18 protein-coding genes, 1 other RNA gene and 1 pseudogene are annotated in these 22,882 nt (G+C 68.6%); 9 read left to right on the top strand and 11 right to left on the bottom strand.

The genetic code is table 11. The features are described 5' to 3' along the window. Positions 1–88: 88 nt before the first annotated feature. A complete protein-coding gene (locus ACQPXG_RS40275; protein WP_433464401.1) occupies positions 89–4,915 on the top strand; it encodes an NAD-glutamate dehydrogenase in 4,827 nt (1,608 codons plus the stop codon). A gap of 232 nt (positions 4,916–5,147) precedes the next feature. Here ACQPXG_RS40275 and ACQPXG_RS40270 read toward each other — a convergent pair whose 3' ends face one another. Together ACQPXG_RS40270 and prfB are read right to left on the bottom strand one after the other, a co-directional pair. Continuing rightward, the gene (locus tag ACQPXG_RS40270; protein WP_433464400.1) at positions 5,148–6,128 is read right to left on the bottom strand and encodes a hypothetical protein; all 981 of its coding nucleotides are present in this window, start codon (positions 6,126–6,128) and stop codon (positions 5,148–5,150) included. A 126-nt stretch (positions 6,129–6,254) separates the two neighbouring features. Continuing rightward, positions 6,255–7,364 carry a peptide chain release factor 2 gene (gene prfB, locus ACQPXG_RS40265; RefSeq protein ID WP_433464399.1) on the bottom strand — a complete coding sequence of 370 codons (1,110 nt, stop codon included), beginning with the start codon at positions 7,362–7,364 and terminating at the stop codon, positions 6,255–6,257. 148 nt (positions 7,365–7,512) lie between these two features. On the opposite strand from prfB, the gene ACQPXG_RS40260 reads away from it, so the two are divergent. After that, positions 7,513–8,571: a hypothetical protein gene (locus ACQPXG_RS40260; protein ID WP_433464398.1), complete on the top strand. Its 1,059-nt coding sequence runs from the start codon at positions 7,513–7,515 to the stop codon at positions 8,569–8,571. Between the two features lie 22 nt (positions 8,572–8,593). On the opposite strand, the gene ACQPXG_RS40255 is transcribed toward ACQPXG_RS40260, so the two are convergent. Continuing rightward, positions 8,594–8,779, bottom strand: a complete 186-nt coding sequence (locus tag ACQPXG_RS40255) for a hypothetical protein (RefSeq protein ID WP_433464397.1) — start codon at positions 8,777–8,779, stop codon at positions 8,594–8,596. A gap of 409 nt (positions 8,780–9,188) precedes the next feature. On the opposite strand from ACQPXG_RS40255, the gene ftsE reads away from it, so the two are divergent. The 6 genes from ftsE (at position 9,189) to ssrA (ending at position 15,382) form a co-directional block, all read left to right on the top strand. Then, positions 9,189–9,878: a cell division ATP-binding protein FtsE gene (gene ftsE, locus ACQPXG_RS40250; RefSeq protein WP_067453578.1), complete on the top strand. Its 690-nt coding sequence runs from the start codon at positions 9,189–9,191 to the stop codon at positions 9,876–9,878. Between the two features lie 130 nt (positions 9,879–10,008). Beyond that, positions 10,009–10,914 (top strand): permease-like cell division protein FtsX, encoded by a 906-nt coding sequence (gene ftsX / locus ACQPXG_RS40245; RefSeq protein WP_433464396.1) that lies wholly within the window; start codon positions 10,009–10,011, stop codon positions 10,912–10,914. A gap of 121 nt (positions 10,915–11,035) precedes the next feature. Next, on the top strand, positions 11,036–12,184 hold the full coding sequence (locus tag ACQPXG_RS40240; RefSeq protein WP_433464395.1) for a S41 family peptidase: 1,149 nt from the start codon (positions 11,036–11,038) through the stop codon (positions 12,182–12,184). 83 nt (positions 12,185–12,267) lie between these two features. Then, entirely contained in the window at positions 12,268–12,756 is a 489-nt protein-coding gene (gene smpB / locus ACQPXG_RS40235; protein ID WP_433464394.1) for an SsrA-binding protein SmpB, read from the top strand. A 120-nt stretch (positions 12,757–12,876) separates the two neighbouring features. Further along, complete coding sequence (locus ACQPXG_RS40230; RefSeq protein ID WP_433464393.1) at positions 12,877–14,694, top strand: penicillin-binding transpeptidase domain-containing protein; 1,818 nt, start codon at positions 12,877–12,879, stop codon at positions 14,692–14,694. Between the two features lie 315 nt (positions 14,695–15,009). Continuing rightward, positions 15,010–15,382: a transfer-messenger RNA gene (gene ssrA, locus ACQPXG_RS40225) on the top strand. A gap of 658 nt (positions 15,383–16,040) precedes the next feature. Here the strand turns inward: ssrA and ACQPXG_RS40220 are convergent. From ACQPXG_RS40220 to ACQPXG_RS40185, 8 genes and pseudogenes are all read right to left on the bottom strand, one after another. Next, positions 16,041–17,060: pseudogene (locus tag ACQPXG_RS40220) on the bottom strand (recombinase family protein); the annotation flags it as partial. Next, the gene (locus ACQPXG_RS40215; protein WP_433464392.1) at positions 17,060–17,392 is read right to left on the bottom strand and encodes a helix-turn-helix domain-containing protein; all 333 of its coding nucleotides are present in this window, start codon (positions 17,390–17,392) and stop codon (positions 17,060–17,062) included. The pseudogene ACQPXG_RS40220 and the gene ACQPXG_RS40215, both read right to left, overlap by 1 nt. Positions 17,393–17,792: 400 nt before the next feature. Next, complete coding sequence (locus ACQPXG_RS40210) at positions 17,793–19,616, bottom strand: FtsK/SpoIIIE domain-containing protein (protein ID WP_433464391.1); 1,824 nt, start codon at positions 19,614–19,616, stop codon at positions 17,793–17,795. Next, entirely contained in the window at positions 19,613–19,948 is a 336-nt protein-coding gene (locus tag ACQPXG_RS40205) for a hypothetical protein (protein ID WP_433464390.1), read from the bottom strand. The genes ACQPXG_RS40210 and ACQPXG_RS40205 overlap by 4 nt, the downstream gene beginning before the upstream one ends. 49 nt (positions 19,949–19,997) lie before the next feature. Further along, a complete protein-coding gene (locus tag ACQPXG_RS40200) occupies positions 19,998–20,192 on the bottom strand; it encodes a hypothetical protein (protein WP_433464389.1) in 195 nt (64 codons plus the stop codon). A gap of 52 nt (positions 20,193–20,244) precedes the next feature. Further along, positions 20,245–20,967 (bottom strand): DUF2637 domain-containing protein, encoded by a 723-nt coding sequence (locus ACQPXG_RS40195; RefSeq protein WP_433464388.1) that lies wholly within the window; start codon positions 20,965–20,967, stop codon positions 20,245–20,247. 146 nt (positions 20,968–21,113) lie between these two features. After that, positions 21,114–21,338, bottom strand: coding sequence for a hypothetical protein (locus ACQPXG_RS40190; protein ID WP_433464387.1), 225 nt, complete (start codon positions 21,336–21,338; stop codon positions 21,114–21,116). Between the two features lie 3 nt (positions 21,339–21,341). Then, a complete protein-coding gene (locus tag ACQPXG_RS40185) occupies positions 21,342–21,689 on the bottom strand; it encodes a hypothetical protein (protein ID WP_433464386.1) in 348 nt (115 codons plus the stop codon). Positions 21,690–21,901: 212 nt separating this feature from the next. Between ACQPXG_RS40185 and ACQPXG_RS40180 the strand changes: the two genes are divergently transcribed. Then, positions 21,902–22,723 carry a GntR family transcriptional regulator gene (locus ACQPXG_RS40180; protein WP_433464385.1) on the top strand — a complete coding sequence of 274 codons (822 nt, stop codon included), beginning with the start codon at positions 21,902–21,904 and terminating at the stop codon, positions 22,721–22,723. The last annotated feature ends 159 nt before the right edge of the window (positions 22,724–22,882 follow it).

Here is a 22,882-nt window from a genome sequence, read left to right as displayed (position 1 = left end):
CAGGTCGGCTTTGGGGCGATTCCTGGCTACGCTCGTGCAGTGAGCGGCGCCACAACGAGGTGGCGAAGGGTCTCAAGGGGAGTTGTTGATGGGCGGCATGCTCGATCAAGCGAAGGACGACCTGCTCCGGCGGGCGGCTGAGACGTGCGCGCAGCGCCCGGGGGCGCGTGGCGGGGACGTGGAGGAGGCGTTCGCCTACCTCCGCCTCTACTACCACCACGTCGCGCACGAGGACCTGCTGGAAAGGGACCCGGCCGACATCTGCGGCCCCGCGATGGCGCACCGGGCGCTCGGCGAGGAGCGGCCGCAGGGGCGCGCGAAGGTGCGCGTGTTCACGCCGACCCTGGAGGAGTACGGCTGGGACCCGGGGCACACCGTCGTCCAGGTCGTGACGGACGACATGCCGTTCCTGGTCGACTCGGTGACGATGGAGCTGACCCGGCACCAGCTCGCCACGCACCTGATCGTCCACCCGCTGCTGGGTGTGGACCGCGACGTCGCGGGCCATCTGAAGGCGTTCCGCGGCAAGCTCGACAGCGACGAGGACGTCGACGAGTCGTGGATGCACATCGAGGTGGACCGCACCAGCGACCGGACCGTCCTGGACGAGCTGGAGAAGGACCTGGTCCGCGTCCTGCAGGACGTCCGGGTCGCCGTCGAGGACGAGCCGAAGATGCGCGCCCGCGCCCACGAGATCGCGACCGGGATCCAGGAGTCGCCCCCGCCACTGCCGGAGAAGGAGCTCGCCGAAGGCGTCGAGCTGCTCGACTGGCTGGCCGACGGGCACTTCACCTTCCTCGGCTACCGCGACTACACGCTCACCGGCGACGGGGCGGCGCTGCGTCCCGAACCGGGCACCGGTTTCGGCATGCTGCGCGGCGACAAGCGCGAGTCCGACAGCTTCGCCGCGCTGCCGCCCGAGGTCCGGGAGAAGGCGACGGAGAAGCGCCTGCTCGTGCTGACCAAGGCGAACTCGCGCTCCACCGTCCACCGCCCCCTGTACCTGGACTACATCGGGGTGAAGAAGTTCGACGAGAACGGCGAGGTGACCGGGGAGCGCCGGTTCCTCGGCCTGTTCACGCACGTCGCCTACAGCGAGTCGATCGCGCACGTCCCCGTCCTGAAGCCCAAGGTGGACGAGGTGCTGGAGCGCGCCGGGTTCACCCCCGACAGCTACGACGGCCAGGACCTCATCGAGATCCTGGAGAGCTACCCGCGCGACGAGATGTTCCAGATCTCGGTGGACGACCTGCTGAAGATCTCCCTCGGTGTGCTCCGGCTGCGCGAGCGCCGCCAGCTGAAGCTGTTCCTCCGCAAGGACCTGTACGGGCGCTTCATGTCCTGCATGGTCTACCTGCCGCGCGACCGCTACACCACCAAGGTCCGGCTGCGCATCCAGGACCTGCTGAAGACGGCCTTCGAAGGCGTCAGCGTCGACTACAGCGCGAACGTGACCGAGTCGATCCTGGCCCGGCTGCACGTCGTCGTCCGCGGCGAGCGCGGCCGCCCGCTGCCGGACATCGACGTCTCGGAACTGGAGGAGCGGCTCGCGAACGCCACCCGCTCCTGGGAGGACGACCTCGGCGACGCGATCGTCGAGCAGTGCGGCGAGGAACGTTCCGGAACCCTCGGCCGCACGTTCGGCGAGGCGTTCCCCGAGGGGTACAAGGCCGACTTCCCGGCCCGCACCGCGGTGGCCGACCTGCGCCGCCTCGACGAGCTCACCGAGGACGTCGACACCTCGATCAACCTCTACGAGCCGTACAGCGCCGAGCCCGGCGAGCGGCGGCTGAAGATCTACCGGCTGGGCGAGCCGATCTCGCTGTCCCGGGTGCTGCCACTGCTGCAGAACATGGGCGTCGAGGTCATCGACGAGCGGCCCTACGAGATCATCACCTCCGACGGCCGCCGGTTCTGGATCTACGACCTGGGGCTGCGGTACCTGCCGCCCGCGAAGGTCCCCGAAGAGGCCATCAAGGACCTCTTCCAGGACGCGTTCACCGCGCTGTGGCGCGGCGAGATCGAGAACGACGGCTTCAACGCAATGGTCCTGCACGTCGGGCTGACCTGGCGCGAAGCGATGATCATGCGCGCCTACGCCCTGTACCTGCGGCAGACCGGCACCACCTTCTCCAAGCGGTACGTCGAGCAGGTGCTGCTGCGCAACGCCTCGATCACCCGGCTGATCGTCCGGCTCTGGGAGAGCCGCCTCGACCCGTCCCTGCAGGGCGGCGAGGAGGAGCGCAGCCTCGGCATCACCGAGGAGATCCAGGGCAAGCTGGACGAGGTCGCGAGCCTCGACGAGGACCGCATCCTGCGCGCCTACCTGGCGCTCGTCCAGGCGACCCTGCGCACGAACCACTACCAGGGCAAGCCGTACCTGGCGATGAAGTTCGACCCGGAGGGCATCCCCGACCTGCCGCTGCCGCGGCCCATGTACGAGGTCTTCGTGTACTCGCCGAGGGTCGAGGGCGTCCACCTGCGGTTCGGGACGGTCGCGCGCGGCGGGCTGCGCTGGTCCGACCGCCGCGAGGACTTCCGCACCGAGATCCTCGGCCTGGCCAAGGCGCAGGCGGTGAAGAACACCGTCATCGTCCCGGCGGGCGCGAAGGGCGGATTCGTCGGCAAGCAGCTGCCCGACCCGGCCGTGGACCGCGAGGCCTGGCAGCAGGCCGGCATCGCCTGCTACAAGGACTTCATCTCCGGCCTGCTCGACCTCACCGACAACCTCGTGGACGGCAAGGTCGTCCCGCCGCCGAACGTCGTCCGCCACGACGGCGACGACACCTACCTGGTCGTCGCCGCCGACAAGGGCACCGCGACGTTCTCCGACATCGCCAACGGCGTCGCCGCCGACTACGGGTACTGGCTCGGCGACGCGTTCGCGTCCGGCGGCTCCGTCGGCTACGACCACAAGGGCATGGGCATCACCGCCCGCGGCGCCTGGGAATCGGTCAAGTACCACTTCCGCGCGCTCGGCAAGGACATCCAGAACGAGGACTTCACCGCCGTCGGCATCGGCGACATGTCCGGCGACGTGTTCGGCAACGGGATGCTCCTGTCGGAGCACACGCGGCTCATCGCCGCGTTCGACCACCGGCACATCTTCGTCGACCCGGACCCGGACGCCGCATCCTCGTTCGCCGAGCGCCGCCGCCTGTTCGAGCTGCCGCGCAGCAGCTGGGGCGACTACGACACCTCGCTGATCTCCAAGGGCGGCGGCGTGTTCCCCCGCACCGTCAAGTCCATCAAGGTCACCCCGCAGATCCGGGCGGTGCTCGGGATCCCGGATGGGGTGAAGGCCCTCACTCCGTTCGAGCTGATGCGGAGCATCCTCAAGGCGCCCGTCGACCTGCTGTGGAACGGCGGCATCGGCACCTACGTCAAGTCGTCCATCGAGAACAACGCCGACGTCGGCGACAAGGCCAACGACCTCGTCCGGGTGGACGGCGCCGAACTGCGCTGCAAGGCCGTCGGCGAGGGCGGCAACCTCGGCGTGACCCAGCTCGGCCGCATCGAGTTCGCCCGCGGCGGCGGGCTGATCAACACCGACTTCATCGACAACTCCGCCGGCGTCGACACCTCCGACCACGAGGTCAACATCAAGATCCTGCTCGACCAGGTGGTGCGGGACGGCGAGCTGACCGGCAAGCAGCGCGACGGCCTGCTCTACGACATGACCGAGGAGGTCGGGCGGCTCGTCCTGCGCGACAACTACGCGCAGAACGTGGTGCTCGCCGCGTCCCGCGCGCAGGCGTCCGCGATGCTGCACGTCCACGCCCGGTACATGCGCAAGCTGGAGCGCGACGGCCGGCTGAAGCGGCGCCTGGAGGCCCTGCCGGACGACAAGGCGCTCGCCGAGCGGCGGCAGTCCGGGCTGGGGCTGACCAGCCCCGAGTTCTCCGTCCTGCTCGCCTACGCCAAGCTCACGCTGGACGCCGAGCTCGTCGCCTCCGACCTCGCCGCCGACCCCTACCTGGAGTCGTGGCTGGTCGAGTACTTCCCGACGCCGCTGCGCGCGCGGTTCCGCGCGTACATGGACCGGCACCCGCTGCGCCGCGAGATCATCACGACCGCCGTGGTGAACGACCTGGTCAACGTGAGCGGCTCCACGTTCGTGTTCCGGATGAACGAGGAGACGGGCGCGTCGTCGTCCGACATCGCCCGCGCCTACCTCGTCGCCCGCGACGTGTTCCAGATGCCGCGCTTCTGGGGCTCGGTGGAGAGCCTGTCGCACCAGGTCGAGGAGTCAACGCAGGTCGCGATGCTGCTTGAGGCGCGCAAGCTGACCGAGCGCGGCGCCCGCTGGCTGCTCCACAACCGGCGGCCCCCGTTCGACATCCAGGAGACGATCGACTTCTTCAGCGGCGGCGCGGCCACGCTGAGCGCGCACCTGTCGAAGCTCCTGGTCGGCCTGGACCTCGCCGCGTTCGAGCAGCGCCGGGACGGCTTCGCCGAGCGGGGCGTCCCCGACGAACTGGCCGAGCAGTGCGCGACGTTCGTCACCGCCTACTCCACCTTCGACCTGGTCGGCATCGCGCACGACACGGGACGCCCGGTGGAGGAGGTCGCCGAGGTCTACTTCGACCTCGCGGACCGCCTCCAGTTGTCCCGGCTCCGCGAGCGCATCATCGCACTGCCCCGGGACGACAAATGGCGTTCGATGGCCCGCTCCGCGCTCCGCGACGACCTGTACGCGGCGCACGCGGCCCTCACCCGCGACGTCCTCGTCACCAGCGAGCCGGGCGGGGACCCCGAGGAGCGCCTGATCCGCTGGGCGGAGAAGAACAAGCCGGCCGTCCAGCGCGCCCAGCAGACGCTCAGCGAAATCTGGGAGAGCGACAGCTTCGACCTGGCCACCCTCTCCGTGGCCCTGGGCGCAATCCGCACCCTGGTCACCGCAAGCTCGCTCTAACTCCCAGGGGGCGACCCCCTGGAACCCCCGTTACGGGCGGAAGACCGTTTCCCGATCCGCTGGCGCGTCTCGTGAAACGGCCTCCCGCCCGGCGGGCCGTGCGGCCTCCGGGCGCAGAGCGCCCTCCGGCCACCCGACCCGTGAGCGTGGCTGGGGTTGAAACACCACCGGATGCCGGGGTGGCCCTGCCGCAGCGGTCAGAAGAGCGGGGCGGCCCGGCATCCGGCGGAGATCAGGAGCCGTGGGCGGTGACGGCCTTGCGGTACATGCCGCTGATCGTGGCGCGGCCCTTGGGCGGAACGGTGGCGAGGTACTGCACGAGGACGGTCGTGTCCATGCGCGTCCTGGCGACCTTGGCCGGGGCCAGCCCGACGAGGTCGCCGCTCACGGTCAGCCTGCCCTGGCGGGTCGCCGAGTACGCCTCGGTCTGCTTGAGGACGTACCAGACGAGCGCGCCGCGGTCCTTGGTGCGCAGCGCGTAGACCTTGTACGCCGCGGGTGAGAAGCGCGACGACAGGGTGACGCCCCGCCCGGCCAGGGTCTGCTCGCCCTGCTTCAGCGCCTTGTAGGTCTCCGTGGTCTTCGCCCCGTCCGCCAGCAGGGACGCGCCGGACGCGCGGGGCCCGTCTGTGAGCAGCGACGCGTGCGCCTGCGGCAGCCTTGCGGGCGCGACGGCGAGCCCCTTCACGTTGGGGCCGACGGGCGTGGCGAACCCGGTCGGGTCGAGCGCCACCCGGCCGAGCGCGTTCTCGGACGGGTACGGGTCGGAGGCCAGTAACCAGGGCGCCCCCTGCCCGGCCTGCGTGAACAGCAGCGCGTGCCGCTGCGCCGCCTTGCCCTTGCCGCTGACGGTGTCGGCCGCGAACCAGTGCGGGTAGCCGGTCAGCCGCGGGATGTAGAAGGTCGTGTTCGTGAACGCCAGCTTCGGCGGGCGCTGCCGGACGGCCCGCCGGAGCCTGAGCGCGGCGACGTCCATGGACAGCTGCGGCTCGGTCTCCACCGAGCGCAGCGCCTTCCCGCTGAACCTGCGTCCCGCCCGGTTCGCCCCGGTGGCGAAGGACGTGAGCACCTGCTGCGCCTGCGCCTTGGTGAGCGCGGGCGCCCCCGGCGCCCTCCCCGCGGCGGCGGACGTGGCGTGACCGGAGCAGCCGGCGCTCAGGGCGCCGGCGAGCAGGCCGGGAATGAGGATCGGAACAAGAGTGCGTACGGTCATGAGGCCCCCCGAATGGCGACGGTGATCCGGACCACCCGGCATCCTCGCAGAGTGACCGCACAGTCACTCTATGAACACGAAAGTAGGCAGGAAAAAGCTCGGGGGCCGCCCGGGGGCGTCATGGGGTCAGGCGCTCTCCTGCTGGCGCAGCCAGCGGATCTCGGCCTCGATGAACTCGTCGATGTCGCCGTCCAGGACCGCGGTGGGGTTGCCGACCTCGATGCCGGTGCGCAGGTCCTTGACCAGCTGGAACGGGTGCAGGACGTAGTTGCGGATCTGCGTGCCCCAGCTCGTGGTGCCCTCACCGCGCAGCTCGGAGAGCTTCGCCGCCTCCTCCTGCCGCTTGCGCTCCAGCAGCTTGGCCTGCAGGACGTTCATCGCCGTGGCCTTGTTCTGCAACTGGCTGCGCTCGTTCTGGCAGGACACGACGATCCCGCTCGGGAGGTGCGTGATCCGCACCGCGGAGTCAGTGGTGTTGACGCCCTGCCCGCCCGGCCCCGACGACCGGTACACGTCCACGCGCAGATCGCTCTCGTCGATGTCGACGTGATCGCTCTGCTCGACCACCGGGACGACGTCCAGGCCGGCGAACGACGTCTGCCGCCGGCCCTGGTTGTCGAACGGGGAGATCCGGACCAGTCGGTGCGTGCCGTGCTCGCCGCGCAGCGTCCCGTAGGCGTAGGGGGCCTTCACGGTGAACGTGGTCGACTTGATCCCGGCCTCTTCGGCGTAGGACGTGTCGTAGATCTCCGTCGAGTAGCCGTGCCGCTCGGCCCAGCGCAGGTACATCCGCTGGAGCCGCTCGGCCCAGTCGGCCGCGTCCACCCCGCCGGCCTGCGCGTTGATGGTGACCAGTGCCTCGCGGGCGTCGTACTCGCCCGCCATGAGCGTGCGCACCTCGAGCTGCTGGACCGCCTTGTGCAGCGCCGCCAGCTCGCCGTCGGCCTCCGTACGCGTGTCGGCGTCGTCCATCTCCTGGGCGAGCTCGTACAGCGTGGCGGTGTCGTCGAGGCGCTGCCGCAGGCCCTCGACCCGGCCCAGCTCGCTCTCCAGGTACGACAGGCGGCGCGTGACCGTCTGGGCGCGCTCCTGGTCGTTCCACAGTTCGGGGTCGGCCGACTGCTCGCGCAGCTCGGCGATGTCACGCCGCATGCTGTCGAGGTCCAGCACCTGTTCGATGCCGGCGAGGGTCGAGCCGAGCTCCTTGAGCTGCTCTTCGGGTTCGATGCCTGCCACGGTCCGAGCTTATCGCCGTCCCGGCACTGCTTATCGCGTTATGGCAGGCGCCCGGTCGTCCGGCCAATATCATGCAGTGGCAGAATCACGGGCCGAGGAGGCCGGCCTAGAGAGGCCGGCGTGGTCATTCGGTCCAGGGGACGGGTCTTTGCACAGCTTCCTGCGGGTGGTCGCGGCCGGGGTGCTGCTCACCCTGCTCGCCGCCGCGGGCTGCGCCGAGGGCAGGACGGAGGCGCGGCCGACCGCCGGCGTGCCCGAGACGTCCCCGCCGGCGCCGGTGCCGCTGACCCCGCAGGTCGCGGAGAGCGCGTTCCGTGCCTATGTCACCGACGAGGACGTGGCCAGGTCCGCCGGCGACGAGCGGCTCGCGCTGACGTGGACGTCCGACGGCCAGTCCCAGCTCACCGCGGCGGAGTTCCGCAAGGCCGCTTACGACGGTGACCCTGTGCAGCGTTTCGTCTACGGCAAGCCAAAGCTGTACGTGCCGAAGCTGAAGGACGCCGCCTATCCGCAGTGGTTCGTGGTGTCGGTCGACCGTTCGGTCCTGGGGAAGGACAAGAGCAAGCGCAGGACGCTGATGGGCTTCATCTTGCGCGGGCCGTCCGACCACTGGAAGCTCACGCTCGCCACCCTCCTCCAGGAGAAGGCCAAGGAGCCGAAGGTCGCGATCGACGCCGACGGCTATGCCACGGCGCTGAGCACGGACGACCCGTCGATGCTGATCCGTCCCCGCGACGTCGGCGGGATCCAGGCGACGATCGCCGCGGAGGGGCCCCGCAGCGTCGCCGCGAAGGTGATGAAGTCCAGCGCCGTCACCACCGGCTTCTACCAGGACGCCAAGCGCGACAGGAAGAAGGCCAAGAAGAAGGACCTCACGCTCCAGGTCGTTTACACCGCGACGCCATTCCCCTACTTCGGGTTGCGGACCGAACACGGAGGCGGACTGGTCATCTACTCGCTGTTCCGTAACACCTCACTGGTCGCCAAGGACCCGGACACACCGAAGCCGGAGATCCCTCAAGAGGCGGAGCATCTGCTCGACGGGACCGTCGAGGGCAACGAGGTCGACACCACGGCCACCCTTCACTTCGCCGCGTACGACCCGCCGAAGGCCAAGAAGAACGCGACGCAGCCGAAGGCGCACATGATCGCCGACGACGGCGCGGTGACCAAGGCGGCCACCCCGCCGGTGAAGAAGCAGCCGTAGGGCGGGGGAGCGGCCGTACGGCTCAGCCGTAGACGCGCTGCAGGACGAGCGCCGCGAACAGCAGCGCGACGAGGACCGCCAGGACGAGGGCGGGCGGCACGGACGAGCCGTGGCGGTGCAGCTCTGACCGGGCCTCCCGGCAGGTGGGGCAGCGCCCCTCCACCACCGGGTTCGAGCACCGGGCGCAGATCAGATGTTCGCAGCTCATGTCGTGGGCCCCAATCTCCGACAACGGCACGCGGTCCGTGCGGGAAGCGTCGGCCTGTCTGGTCGTTCGTCCGGCTATTAGGTATCTTTCGCCATCATCCAGCGTAGCCGGACTGTATGGTCGTTCCGGCAAGTCCGGGAGCTTGAAGGTATGAAACGGCCGGACGTCGGGAGACGGTTCACATGGCACTGATCGGACGTCACACACAGATCGGGCGCACCGTCCGCCCCGGGCGCCCGTACCGCGCCGAGTGGGACGAGGTGGTCGCCTCTCCCCTCTACACTGCTCGAAGGCTCCGCGTCCCACCTGGCCGCGAAGCCGGGCGGCGCAGGCAAGAGGCCACGGAAGCGTCCGTGGCCGCGGGCCGGCCCGCTCCCCAACCCCTACAGCGAACCGCCGTGATGCAGCCGTGATCCACTTCGACAACGTCACCAAGGTCTACCCGAGCCAGAACCGGCCCGCCCTGCAGCATGTGAACGTCGCCATCGAGAAGGGCGAGTTCCTGTTCCTGGTCGGTCCGTCCGGCTCCGGTAAGTCGACCTTCCTGCGCCTCGTCCTGAAGGAGGAGCGTCCTTCCCAGGGTCACGTGCACGTGGCGGGCAAGGACCTGAGCAGGCTGAGCAACTGGAAGGTGCCGCACCTGCGCCGCCGGATCGGCTGCGTCTTCCAGGACTTCCGCCTCCTGCCCAACAAGAACGTCTTCGAGAACGTCGCGTTCGCCCTCGAGGTGATCGGCAAGCCGCGGCGGTTCATCGGCAAGGTCGTCCCCGAGGTCATCGACCTCGTCGGCCTGGAGGGCAAGGCCCACCGGATGCCGGACGAGCTGTCCGGCGGCGAGCAGCAGCGCGTCGCGATCGCGCGGGCGTTCGTCAACCGGCCGATGATCCTGCTGGCGGACGAGCCGACGGGCAACATCGACCCCGCAACCTCGATCGGCATCATGAAGGTGCTGGACCGGATCAACCGGACCGGCACCACCGTCGTCATGGCCACCCACGACGCCGCCATCGTCGACGCGTTCCGCAAGCGCGTCGTCGAGCTGGAGGACGGCCGGGTCGTCCGCGACCAGTCGCGCGGCGTGTACGGCCAGGCGTACTGACATCTGAACCATCCACTCCCGCCGGGTCGTACGAAACCAGAGGACGTCCGGGAGGCGGGAGCCGCCCGCGCCGCACCGTGCGGCCGCCCCGGGCTCCCGGCGAAACCTAGGCGATCAAGGACAGCGAGGCATGCGCGTACAGTTCGTTCTCCAGGAGATCTGGATCGGTCTCCGCAGGAACATGACGATGACGATCTCCCTCGTCATCACCGTCGCCATCGCCATGGCGCTCTTCGGCACCGGGCTGCTCCTGCGGCAGCAGGTCACCGCGTCCAAGAGCTACTGGTACGACAAGATCGAAGTCTCGATCTTCCTGTGCGCCAAGACGAGCTCGAACCCCGTCTGCCAGAAGCAGGACGTCACCGACCAGCAGCGGCAGACGCTCAAGGCGCAGCTGGAAAAGATGCCGCAGGTCTCGAACGTCCAGTACGAGAACAAGCAGCAGGCGTACACCCGGTTCAAGGACCGCTTCTCCGGCTCGCCGGGCTTCGTGGAAAGCACCCGTGAGGGCGACATCCCCGACTCGTTCCGGGTGAAGCTGAAGAACCCGGAGGAGTACAAGGCGGTCGCCCAGGCGATGCTCAACCAGCCGGGCGTCGACTCGGTGATCAACGAGCAGGAGATCCTGAAGCGGTTCTTCCGGATCCTGAACGGCCTGCAGGTCGCCGCGCTGACGATCGCGCTGATCCAGGTGGTCGCGGCGGTGATGCTGGTCGGCAACACCGTCCGGCTGTCGGCGTTCAACCGGCGCCGGGAGACCGGCATCATGCGGCTGGTCGGCGCGTCCAACACCTATATCCAAATGCCGTTCATCCTGGAGGGCGCCATAGCCGGCCTGATCGGCGGGTTGTTCGCGTCCGTCCTGCTGGTGTTCAGCAAGAAACTCCTGGTCGACAGATTGGCGGGGGACGTCCAGCTCGTCAGTCAGCTCGGCTGGAGCGTGGTGATCCTCGTCATCATCGTGTCGATATGTTTCGGTGTGCTCCTCTGTGCCGTGTCTTCGTTCCTCACGCTGCGCAGATATCTGAGAATCTGACCCCTGACCGGATCCGGCACAACTGCCGGGTCCGGCCCCTCCGGCCGCCCTACACTTGCCCCATGCCCCCCTCCGTGCCGTCACCGAGCCCGTGTCGCCGCTGACAAGGCGGCCGGGTGGTGTGCTGCGCGGTGCCGCCGTCGCGGCGGCGATCGTCTGCGCGTACGGGATCGGGGTCGTCAGCGGCTCGGGCTCGGAGCGGCACGCCGCGGTCGCCGGCGGCGGCTCCGTCCTGGACGAGGCGGCGACGAAGATCGGCGGCCGTGCCGCCAGGCCGGCCGGGCGCGACGAGCTCGACCGTGCCGCCATCGAGGGCATGCTGCGCGGTCTCGGCGACAAGTGGGCGCACTACTACTCGGCTCGCGAATACGACGACGTCGAGGGACGCCTGACCGGCCGCTACAGCGGCGTGGGCCTCTGGTTGGGGAACGAGGACGGCGACTCCCGCGTGCTGGTCGCGAGCGTCCAGCCCGGCACCCCGGCGGCGCGCGTCGGCGTGCTGCCGGGGGACGTCATCACCGGCGTGGGGAACGCGTCCGTGACCGGCTGGGACATCTCCCGGGTCGCCCAGGCGCTGCGAGGACGTCCGGACGAGGCCGTCGAACTAACCGTGGACCGCGACCGTCGAACCATGCGGTTCCACCTTGTCCGCACGCCGGTCTCTGGAGGAGACGTCACCGTGACCGATCTCCCCGAGCGCGCGCGGATCATCCGGATCGGCGCGTTCACCCGCGGGACGGGACGGGAGGTCCGCGCGGCCGTGACCGGGGGCCGGCCGTCGGACCGTCCCAAGGGCGGTGTCCTGCTGGACCTGCGCGGCAACCCGGGCGGGCTGGTGGACGAGGCGGTCGAGACGGCGTCGGCGTTCCTGTCCGGCGGCCCGGTCGTGACGTACGAGCCGCGCGGCAGGCCCGTCCAGCGGCGGTCCGTCACCGAGCCGGGCGACGCGAAGACCCCGCTGGTCGTGCTGGTCGACGCCGGCACCGCCAGCGCCGCGGAGATCGTCGCGGGATCCCTGCGCGACCGCGACCGCGCGGTGATCGTAGGATCGCGTACGTACGGGAAGGGTTCGGTGCAGGAACCCCTCAGGCTCGCCGACGGGTCGGTCATCGAGCTGACCGTCGGTCGATACCGCACCCCGGGCGGCCGTAACCTCGACGGGGTCGGGATCGAACCGGACGTGGCGGTCTCGGCCGGCCGTCCCCCCAAGGTGGCCGAGCGGCGCGCCCGGACGGTGCTGCGCGGCCTGCACGCGACCATGCCGGGCTAGGGACGATGCCGGACTAGAGACGATGCCGGACCAGGAACGACACTGCCGGACCAGGACGACGACGCCGGACAAGGACTGAGGACGTGGCACGGGACACCGGGAAGAAGGACACCGGGCGCAAGCTCATCGCCCAGAACAAACGGGCCCGTTACGACTACCACATCGACGACACGTGGGAGGCGGGCATGGTGCTGATGGGCACCGAGGTCAAGGCGCTGCGCGCCGGCCGCGCCTCCCTCGCCGACGGTTTCGCGCACGTGCGGGACGGCGAGGTCTGGCTGGAGAACGTCCACATCCCCGAGTACACGCAGGGCACCTGGACGAACCACGCGCCCCGGCGGCGGCGCAAGCTGCTGTTGCACCGGCGCGAGATCCAGAAGATCATCGCCAAGTCGGAGGAGCCCGGCTGGACGCTGATCCCGCTCTCCCTGTACTTCAAGGACGGGAAGGCCAAGGTCGAGATCGGCCTGGCCCGTGGTAAGAAGACCTACGACAAGCGCCAGGCCATCGCCAAGCGGGAAGCCGACCGGGAGATGCAGAAGGCGGCGGCGGCCCGGTTCAGGAGACGGTGAAGGGTGTCGATGACGAACCGAGGCCGGAGGCGGGCCGGTGCCTGGGCCCGGAGGCCGCGCCTTTCGCGCGCACGGCGCCGGGCGGTCGCTCTGACGGCATGCGGCGCCCTTGTCGGGACCATGACGACCGGGTGCTGGGCGGAGCCGTCGGCGATGCCCGCCGTCCGTGACTTCCTCATCGCCTGGCAGGTCGGCAACTACGAGGCCGCGGCCGGGCGGACCGTCGGCACGGACCGCAAGCAGGTCGAGGACGCGCTCGGCCGCGTCCGGCAGCAGCTCGACGCCGCGTCCCTGCGGCTGTCCCTCGGCACCGAGGTCGAGGGCTCCGGCGTCGACCAGATCGTCAAGAAGGGCGACGAGGCCGACGCGCGCTTCACCGTGAAGATCGACCTGGGGGAGAACGGGCAGCCCTGGGAGTACCCCGGCCTGATGCACCTGCGCCGCGTCGGCGGCAAGTGGAAGGTCGTCTGGAGCCCGTCCATCGTCAACACGAAGCTGAAGCCGGGGCAGCGCCTCGCCGTGGTGACCGAGGTGCCGAAGCGCGCGTCGATCACCGACACGCAGGGCCGTTCCATGCTGCGCGAGACCGGCGTCTACAACGTCGGCGTGTTCCCCGGTCAGCTCGCCGACCCGCAGAAGACCCTGGACCTGCTCGCCAAGCAGACCAAGATCGACGGTGGCCGCCGGCTGGACTCCGAACGGCTGCTCGGCCGCGTCCGGTCCGCCCCGCCGCAGACGTTCCTGCCGCTGCTGACGCTCCAGGTCCCCACGCACAACGCGCTGATCCAGCGGCTCACCCACGTCCCCGGGCTGCGGTTCCAGGGCGCCAGGGCGCCGATCGCGCCCGCGTACGCGCCCGAGCTGATCGGCAACCTCGGGCCCGCCACCGCCGACCGGCTCCAGCAGGTCGGCGCCCCCTACCAGCCGGGCGACACGATCGGCGTCAGCGGCATCCAGCTGCTGCAGCAGCGCCGGCTCGCCGGGACCCCCACCGTCCGGGTCGTGGCGCAGGACGAGTCGGGCAAGAACACCGAGGAGCTCCGCTCCTGGCCGGGCCTGGACCCGCAGGAGGTCCAGACGACCCTCGACCCGTCCTACCAGCGGCGGGCCGACAGCGCACTGCAGGGCCTGCAGCAGCCGGCGTCCCTGGTGGCCGTGCGTCCGAGCACCGGTGAGGTGCTGGCCGTCGCCAACCACGGGACGGGCGGCCGGAACCTCGCCTTCGAAGGCCACTACCCGCCCGGCCTGACGTTCGGGATCGTGTCGGCTGAGGCCCTGTTCTCCCAGGCCGGCATGAAGCAGTCCGACAAGACCGCCTGCCCCGGCAGCGTGACCGTCGGCGGGAAGACGTTCACCAACAAGGGGCGCGCCGACGGCAGCTTCGCCAACGCCTTCGCCGCGTCCTGCAAGACGACCCTCGCGCAGTTGAGCAGCAAGCTGGACGGGCAGTCCCTCGTCCGCGAGGCGGGACAGCTCGGCATCGGCAAGAACTGGGGCCTGGTCGTACCCGCGTTCACCGGCTCGGTGCCGGCCCCCGCCAACGACGGCGACAAGGCCGCCGCCATGGTCGGCGAGGGCGGCGTCCAGGTCAGCCCCCTCGCCATGGCCCTCGTCGCCGCCGCCGCGCAGAACGGCACCTGGAAGCCCCCGTACGTCCTCAAGGACATCAACAAGACCGTCCAGGCACCGCCGCCCCAGAACCTTCAGCCCGAGTCCATCTCGAACCTCAAGAAGGTCCTCAGCCGCACCGCGTCCCGCGGCAACGCCCGCGGCGCCCGCGTCTCCGGCGACGTCGTCGGCGTCGCCGCCCTCGCCACCTACGCGGAGGGCAAGACCGTCTCCTGGTTCGTCGGCTCCAGCGGCGACCGCGCCTTCGCCATCGCCGTCGAGGGCCCCGTGAACACCCCCCAGATCGCCGCGAAGTTCCTGGGCGGATAGGCCGTCCCCGGTTTTGTGAGCTCTTTACGGACGGGACGCAACCATCCGGCGCCTCCCCGGCGTCTTTACGGGTGACTGAGACACCGCTGGGGGGTTGCGGACTCAGTCGCCGTGATGAGACCAGAGCCTCGTCTCGGGGGAGGCTCTGCCGTCCGGACCGGCCCGACCCTGCCGGTCGACCCCGGTGGGCGTGACACCGCTCATGCCCACCGGGGTTCACGCGTGCTCGGAGGGAATCACGTTGCCTACCCACGCGTTATCCTTGTAACGTCATCGTGCGGACGTCCCCGGACGCCCGTTTTGACAACTGAACATGGGGGTGACCGGCTTCGACTTCGGTCGTTCGAGCCAGGGGAAGCGGGTCGAGGGTTGCTGTCGTGACCTCGTAAATCCTGTGACAGCAAACCAATAACTGCCAACAAGAAGCAGTCCGAGTTCGCCCTCGCCGCCTGAGCGAGGAGTGAACTCTGTCAGCCCGGGAGCGTCTCCGACCCGGGGTCTGGCATCGTAAGGAGACTCCACCTACCGGCCCGGTCGCGGGACCGGTAGGGACAACAAACAGCGACTGAGCCCGTCGGCGACACGCCTGCGTGAGCGCCGGGACTGAGAAAACGCCAAGCAGGCTGCACCCGGAGAAGCCCTGACCCATCACCGAAGGACGCGGGTTCGATTCCCGCCACCTCCACCCAAGCGTCGTTACTCGAACACCCGCCGGCCAGCGCGGTAGCGAGCAACGTCGAGGACGATGACTCGTCGCAGACGGCGGCGGCACTGCCCGAACGGGCGGGGCCGCCGCCGTTCTGCTGTGTGCCCCTGTGCGCGTTGATGACGGGCGCGAACGGTTCGGTCGGCTCGTCGCCCGTGACCCGTGGTCCGGCCTCGTCTGCATCCACGTAGAGCCGCGTGAACAGCGCTTGATTCAGGACGCGACGAGCGCGTTCACTCGCCAGCCGGTACAGCTCTTCCGGCTGTGTGAGGAGTTCTAGCACCATGCCGAGAGCCGCTCGTCCGGCGTCGAGGTCGGGCCGCTCGGTTTGCTCAAGTTGCCGTTGCAGTCGTGCGCGCTCGTCCCGCACACGGCGGAGACGCTCAGCGATCTTGTCTCTCGGCCACTCGGGATCGCCCACCAGGTCGAGGTACTGGTCTTCCTGGTGATCGAGCTTGGCCACCTGCTTCTTAATCGCGTCGCGCCGCTCCTCGTTGACCTCAGAATCGGACGCAACGGCGAGATCCATGGCAGCCGTGCTGCGCTCCCGCATACCAGCGGGGAGGGCGATCGACGCGTAATACTGCTCAACGGCCGTCTCAACGGCCGGTACGGGCAGATACGGAAGGTCGCAGGTGTGCCTCTGCCGTCCACGGCAGATGTAGTAGAAGTACAGATCACCGCGCTTGCCCTTACCTCGCATGATCATGAGACGCCGACCGCACCGTGGGCACCACAGAGTGCCCTTCAGGTAGTGGTGATGGACGCGGGCGCGCGTACCGCCGCCGCGCTGGCTGTCCATGACCTCTTGAACGCGGTCGAAGAGTTCTTGCGTGACCAGTGGTTCGTGACGTCCCAGGAACTCCTGTCCCTTGTGCGTGACGTAGCCGAGGTAATAGCGGGATCGGAGCATCACGCCGAGTTTGGCTATCGAGATCGGGCCGCCGGCCGGCTTGCGCTTCTCAGGTCGTGTCTTCAGTCCGGCGTCTGTCAGGACCTCGATGAGTTCATGGAAGCCGTAGGTACCGGTGGCATACAGCTCAAAGGCCATGCGGACGAGGGGACCGCGGACGGAATCGATCACGACCGTGCGGACTTCCCGGCCATCGATCTTCTCTCGGACGTTCAGATAACCGATGGGGGCACGCCCCACCGAACCGCCGCGCGCCACCTTCTGCGACATCTTGTAACTGATGTCAGCGCCGGACGACTGCGACTGATACTCGTTGACGGCATCGATCACGGAAGCGACGAGGTTCCCGACTGCTGTGTCTTCCGTGTAATCCATGACCGACACGAGGACGGCGCCGGCTTCCCGGAGATCGCGCTTGGTAATCGCGGCATCGATCCCGTTGCGGTGCATGCGGGAGCGCGCGTAGACGATCACATAATCGACGTCCCGCTCAGCTTTGATTCGGGCCATCATCCGTTGGAAGGCCGGTCGCCCTTCGACCGTGGTCGCGCTACGTCCGGGCTCTACGTACTCGTCGATGACGTCAGCGACGAGTTCCGCCGCGCGCCGAGTGCCGGCCTCACGCTGAGCGGGAAGAGAGATCCCTTCAGGGTCGTAATCGGTGTCGACCTGGCCTCGTGTGGAGACGCGCAGATAGAGGACGGCACGCTTTCGCTGTCCTGCCTGCTCATGATCCTGCGGGGGCATTACCGCCTCACCTCCCCTGCCGAGAGCCGACTCTTCAGTTCCGAGATCTCCTCGTCGGACAGGCCGTGATCCGTGCGGAGGATGTCATCAAGGTCGGGGTAGGGGTAACCGGCGAGCGTGAAGAGCCTGGCCAGGGAGAGGCTCAGCGCTTCCGCGATGAGTGCCAGCGTTACCGGAGACGGACGGCTGATCTCGTCGTGCAACAGGCGGTTGACCATGGAGACGGACGTGTCCGTGATCCTCGCCAACTCTCGCAATCCGCACCCTGCAAGGCGCCGTTGCTGGTCGAGGTAGCTGCCCAGCGATTCCTTCGCGGGCGCGGTGTCTGCCACCGGTCCACCTCCTCCATGAACAGGCTGTGCGGCTCAGGAGCCAAGCTACACAGCCTGTTCCGATATCGGAACACCTTTGCAGAGTTCAGCTATCAGGGATCGTGAGCGCTCCCGTTGCCGTCATCGTGAGCCCGACCCTGCCGGGTCTCGGCCAACTCCTGAGCGATGATCAGAAGTGCTTGCATGATGAGTTCCTCGTCGATCGGGGTTCGGTGTTTTCCGCGCACGCGAACGTTGTGGAGTCTTCCTCGTCGAGGTTGGCTCGTTGGGCGATCACCTCCCCTCGTGACTACCGTGTGTTACGAGTGACGGTCGCTGGTTCGTGCACGTGCAATGTGCATCCACGTCCCTTACGTGCAGACGCGCGTGGGAGTGCACGTGCACAACCCCCCGTGCACGACTACGGAACGTCGTCACGCTTCGAGTGGATCGCGCGCCAGCGTCCCCGGCTGACCTGAACGGCGCGCCCCGAGTTGGCGAGCCCGTTGAGCTGGTAGTAGACCCACCTCCGGCTCTTGCCACTCGCCTGGATAAGGAGGGGCACCGGAATCCCCTCGTCGGGCGCGGTCACCACCAAGGACCAGAGGGCCGCTTCTGGGCTCTCACCGGACTCCGATCCGTCGAGGGATGCGGATTCGTCGAGGGGGGTCTCAGACGCGTCCGCGCTCACGAGGGTCGTGGCCTCCTCGGGTGCCTGTCGAGAGACCTCGTCGAGTGTCGGTCGTCCTTCCGCGTGCTTCTGCGCGGCTTCGCTCACGGCCTGGTCGCTGAGCAGGAACGCGCGGGCGCGACGAGGGATGTCGTGTTCCGGGGCGGACAGCAGGAACTTGCCGGGGGCGTTGAGGGTGTGAGCGTGCCATCCGGCGCTGAGCATTCCCTGTCCGAGGATGAGGTCGACGTCCTTACGCTCCCGGACGCGGAAGCTCATGCGGACGTCCATCTGAGAGCGAACCGCGCCCTTGCCCATGGCTTTCTGAGTGGGGCGTTGCGTCGCAGCGATGAGAGTCACGGCGACGGCTCGTCCGCGTCGAGCAATCGAGTCGGTGAACGTGGCCGCTTCCGGTGCGTCATCGGCAAGTTCGGCGTACTCGTCGATGACGATCACGAGCGCGGGCATTTGTGGGGACGGGTCCCAAACGCGCCGGCCAGTCGAAGCGAGGTGATCCGCACGTGCCTCAAGAATCGCCACCGCATCGCGCAAAAGTGCGTGGGCTTGCTCCGGTGTGGTGGCGAGTCGATCGATGCACGGTGCCCACGGCTGGAGTTCCATGCCGCGCTTGAGGTCGATGGCCCAGATGACCACGTCTCCGCAGGCGGACAGGTTGCCCATGAGGACGTTGATGCCGCCGCTCTTGCCCGATCCCGCGATGCCTCCGATGAGGGCATGCCGACGCAGAAGGAGGACACGTGCGGGTGCGGCATCCTCGAATGGGCCGAGGTCGATCGGTTCCGTGATTGTCGCGACGGACGGTCCAGGCCACGCAATGGCGTTGGCGTGCGGGTCGATGTTGAGTACCCGCAACTCGAAGCGGTTCGCCCTGTCGTCACGGGTCGGGTAGACACGGACGGCACCTCTGAACGTCCCGAGTGCGGATTCGAGCGCCGGAATCTTGCCGATCGCGTCTTGGATCGTCTGGCCGCGTGCCAGGCCGAAGCGGGCACGCCATCCCCATACGTCCACCACGGCGGACATGACGCGAGAGCCCGCCAGCCCGACCGATTGGGAGATTTCTGGCCACGCGGCAAGCGTGCGCTCGACGCGAACGCGGGCGCGCCGGCGTCGGTGCACCCACCACGGCACGGACAGGACGGGTGTTCCGACGAGGATGATTTGCGGTAGCGGCCGGTAGGTCACGCCGATCGCCGTTGCTGCGGCCAGCCATCCTCCGGCGCTCAGCGCGACGGTTGCCGCGTACAGACGCTCGATCCGGAGTGCCAGGCCGACGCGGTCACCTACGAGGGTAAGAGCCGACGCGGACACCATGGCCGTGACGAGGATGCCGATCCACCATCCGGGATGCGACAGGTGGAGGGTCAGGGACGCGGCGACGAGGACGAGGGCCAGCGCGATCGGCCCGATTTCGGAGCGGTAGCGCCGGAGTCCCCGGGCGATGATGACGGCTGCGAGATCGGGCACCGGTCCGTTGGAGTCGATGACCACCATGGGCTGTAGCCCGTTGCGGCGCATGCGGCGCGCGTGGCGCTTCATCTGCTGGTTCCTCATGCGCGCCCCTCTGTGTCGTATCCCTGGGCGTGTAGCTCGTCGCGCAGGTACGAGAGCGGGTCGGGTTCCCCGTCGTGGTGTGCGTTGAGGGTGGCGCGTGCGGCGGCTGCGAGGTTGGCGCGGTGTATGCGGGTGTCGCGCAACGCGTCGCTAAGGCGCGCGATCTCTGCGGCCAGTGCGGGGATGGTGTCGAGGGCGTTGTCGAGGTTCCTGCGGAGGATGGCGGGAAGCGACTCGTCGGGCCATGTGTTGGCGATGATGCGGCGTGCTGTGCGGCTGCGGTTGGTGGCCTCCTGAAGGTCAATCCTCGGGTGGTACGGCGAGTTGGTCACTAGGCATCCCCTCCTTCGGTTGGGGGCGTTGGAGTGTCCGGTTGTGTCGTCAGTGCTGGTCGGTGCTGAGCCACTCGACGATCGCGGCCACCAGGTGGCGGATCTCCGGTGCGGCGCTGGTGGCGGCAAGGAAGAACCCGAACAACAGGCAGATGACCGCGTGCCAGACGCGCAAGCCCATGTAGCGCCACGCCACGTACGCGACCGCGCCGAGAATGGCGACGAGCGGGATCGAAACGTTCATACGTGCATCACCTCCTTTCCTTGCTTGCGAGCGGGGATCTCAGGTCACGCCGTTACGAGGGGTCGGTGTCTTTGGACCCGTCCGGGTCGTTGAGTTGCCGGCGTAGTTCGGTCGCCTTGGGGGTGCTGATCCTCAGTGACGTCCGAAGCGCGTCACGGGTGATGGGACGACCGTGCATCTGTCGGTACTGGGCATCGGCGAACCGGGCCGCATCCATGAGTTCCTCGTCGGTACGGCGCGGGGGACGCCGTACCCGTCGCTTCGGATGAGGGGAGGGGGCGTCCTCCCCGCCGCCCTTCGGTCCGTCCCCGGCAAGAGGCGGCGCGTCGATCCGGCTGCGGAGGGCGTGAAGGTGTGCGGTGAGTCCGAGGACGGCAGCGGGTACGGCACCGACGAGGACGACGATCGGCCATGAGAGGTCGAGCAGTCCGGCCCCTATCGCGTGGTACGCAGCATTTCCGGTGATGCTCATCGCGATCGCGCCGAGAGCGTTCGTCCGGGCGAATCGGCGCGCGGCGGCCGAACGGGTCGTGCTGGCCAGCCACACGCGCGCCGAGGTCATGGCGTGCGCGTCGATGGTGATCGGCAAGAGCCATGCCAGCCGTACGGGCCAGCCGGCAACGGTGGCCAGCCCGTACAGACCGGTGAAGCTGGCGACCGCAGCCGAGACGGCCGCGATCGTCATACCGATCATCACCCACCAGTCCCGTACCGGATCGTCCTCGTCGGGGACGGATTCCGGTACGAGGGTCGGGTGCGCATCGGTCGCGGACATGGGACCGTCCTTTCAGATTCCGTCGTGGCGGGACTTGCGGCGACGCCAGCGGGAGCGGGACCGGCACTTGAGGCACCGCCGGTTGCCGATCTCGGTACGGGCACCGCAGGGGCAGGAACGTCCGGGGACGTTGGGGGTTCGCACATTCACCTCTTGAGGCCGGTGGTCTGACGGGTCGTCTGGGAGGTCTGGCATCGGACCGTGACGCCGAGGAACCGGCGCGTTGAGGCCGTCGTCCGGGAGCTGGCCGTGCCGGTGAGGCTCATGTGGCGCTCTTCGGTGTGGATGCCGACGAGCAGGAACAGGAAGACGCCGAGAGCACCACCGGTCAGGAACACGGCGAGCAGGAGCATGAAGATCGCGGAAGTCATCGGTCACATCTCCTCGGGGGCGTCCGCGATGACGGCGCCGTCGTAGGTCATCAGGGCTTCGTGGCGGGCGTGTACGGCGTTCGGGATCGCGATCGCGCTGTAGGTCACGGGACCGAAGTCCCGCATGGCGCGGTAGTGGCGGCTGTACGGGTCCGGGGTGGAGACCTCCGCCCCGACGAGGGCCGCGATGCGGTGGATCTCGGTTCGCTGGGCCTGGTTGCTGCCCTGGGCGAAGACCATGAGTTCCGTGCTGTGGGGCGCCGGCACCTCGGGATGCGCTTCGAGGAAGGCGGCAAGGGCGCGAAGACCGGCGATGAGTCGCGGTCGCTGGTTCATGTCCGCGTACGGCATGTGGATCACCCCTCTCGTCCTGTCGCGCTCTTGGGAAGCGCGAGCACATTCATACTGTGCGCGCACAGTCGTGCGCGTCAAGACGTTAGCGCACACTTTCGCGTCAACAGCTTCGCGCGTCATGATGTGCGCGGACAGTTGGACGCATACAGTCGTGCGCGCTAGAGTGACGGGGACCAAGCATCGACGCAGGTGAGAGGAACCGATCGATCATGGCTGGCACGACATCGCTACCAGCGGGCGCGCGTGCGGGGGGTTCCAAGCCGAATCTGTACGAGGTGATTCGGGACCAACTGATAGGCGAGATCGAGTCGGGCCGATACCCGTCCGGCGCTCTGCTCCCGTCGGTCCGGGAGCTCACGGCGAAGATGGCCATCAGCACCACCACGGCCCGTAAGGCGCTCGCTGAGGTGGTCGCGGCCGGCTACGCGCGCCCAGAGGGGACGCGTGGGCACGTCTCGGCCGGTTCCCGTGCTCAGCACACCGCCGAGGACGCTCGCCAGCTGACCGAAGATGCAACGGGGGACAGTCCCGCAGGCTTGATCATCCGGCCATCCGTGACCATCGCGTCAGACGGATTCGCTGGATCCGAGACAGACCGGACAACAATCGACGTGCGCTCCGAACCGGCGCCTGCCGAGGTCGCCATTGCGCTGGACCTCGACGACGCGACCTCGCCCGTAGTGGTCCGTAGGTGCCTCACGACTGACGAGCACGGGACACCGGTAGAGCTTCGAGCCAGCTACCTGGATCACGACTTCGCCCAGGGCACCGCGCTTGCCGAACCCGAACCCATTACCGGCTCATGGGTAGATGCCCTTGCCTCCGCAGGCGGCAGGTCGTTGGGAGCGGCACAGCGCCACGTTTCAGCACGTCACCCAACCGACACCGAATCGGCCATGCTCGGACTCCGCCCCACGGCTTGTGTGCTCGTCCGTACAGAGACCACGCAGGAACAGAGCGGACGCCCGATCGACTACACGGTCACGGTGTGGCCCGCCGAAAGCACACGCCTCAACCTGGGGAGCGAGTGATGACCGCAGGGGACACCGACGCTCAGCCATGTCCGCGTTGCGGCTCAAGTGACATCGAGGTCAAGACGAAGATCGACCTCGCGTTTGGTGAGGAAGTTCTGTATCGAGCCTGCCGGAACTGTGGCAAAGAGTACGACCACGGACTTCCGTCGGCTGATC

Source organism: Spirillospora sp. CA-128828 (assembly GCF_050945415.1).
In the GTDB taxonomy this organism is placed as follows: domain Bacteria; phylum Actinomycetota; class Actinomycetes; order Streptosporangiales; family Streptosporangiaceae; genus Spirillospora.
This window is presented reverse-complemented; position numbering and strand designations above follow the sequence as displayed.

Coding starts and splice junctions, on each gene's coding strand:
- ACQPXG_RS40195 (WP_433464388.1), bottom strand. CDS start 20,967: ATGTCCGCGACCGATGCGCACCCGACCCTCGTACCGGAATCCGTCCCC.
- ACQPXG_RS40210 (WP_433464391.1), bottom strand. CDS start 19,616: ATGAGGAACCAGCAGATGAAGCGCCACGCGCGCCGCATGCGCCGCAAC.
- ftsX (WP_433464396.1), top strand. CDS start 10,009: ATGCGCGTACAGTTCGTTCTCCAGGAGATCTGGATCGGTCTCCGCAGG.
- ACQPXG_RS40255 (WP_433464397.1), bottom strand. CDS start 8,779: ATGAGCTGCGAACATCTGATCTGCGCCCGGTGCTCGAACCCGGTGGTG.
- ACQPXG_RS40180 (WP_433464385.1), top strand. CDS start 21,902: ATGGCTGGCACGACATCGCTACCAGCGGGCGCGCGTGCGGGGGGTTCC.
- ACQPXG_RS40200 (WP_433464389.1), bottom strand. CDS start 20,192: ATGAACGTTTCGATCCCGCTCGTCGCCATTCTCGGCGCGGTCGCGTAC.
- ACQPXG_RS40275 (WP_433464401.1), top strand. CDS start 89: ATGGGCGGCATGCTCGATCAAGCGAAGGACGACCTGCTCCGGCGGGCG.
- ACQPXG_RS40190 (WP_433464387.1), bottom strand. CDS start 21,338: ATGACTTCCGCGATCTTCATGCTCCTGCTCGCCGTGTTCCTGACCGGT.
- ACQPXG_RS40230 (WP_433464393.1), top strand. CDS start 12,877: ATGACGACCGGGTGCTGGGCGGAGCCGTCGGCGATGCCCGCCGTCCGT.
- ACQPXG_RS40270 (WP_433464400.1), bottom strand. CDS start 6,128: ATGACCGTACGCACTCTTGTTCCGATCCTCATTCCCGGCCTGCTCGCC.
- ACQPXG_RS40185 (WP_433464386.1), bottom strand. CDS start 21,689: ATGCCGTACGCGGACATGAACCAGCGACCGCGACTCATCGCCGGTCTT.